Here is a 244-nt window from a genome sequence, read left to right on the forward strand (position 1 = left end):
GGGCTCGCGCCGCAGGACAAGTCGATCGCCGACTACCTGCGCAAGACCGGCCGGCCGATCTTCCTGGTCGTCAACAAGGCCGAGGGGATGAAGTACACGGCGGTCGCGACGGACTTCTACGAGCTCGGCCTCGGCGATCCGCGCGCGATCTCGGCCGCGCACGGCGACGGCGTGACCGACATGATCAACGAGGCGCTGGAAGTCGCGTACGCGGGCCAGCCCGAGGAAGCGGACGACGACGATC

The 244-nt window shown here is 68.9% G+C and carries 1 pseudogene; it reads left to right on the forward strand.

Annotation, left to right across the window (positions count from 1 at the left end):
- Positions 1-244 (forward strand): annotated as a pseudogene (locus SB772_RS44600) (ribosome biogenesis GTPase Der); the annotation flags it as partial.

The sequence above is a fragment of the Paraburkholderia sp. SIMBA_030 genome (assembly GCF_046535245.1).
Classification (GTDB): domain Bacteria; phylum Pseudomonadota; class Gammaproteobacteria; order Burkholderiales; family Burkholderiaceae; genus Paraburkholderia.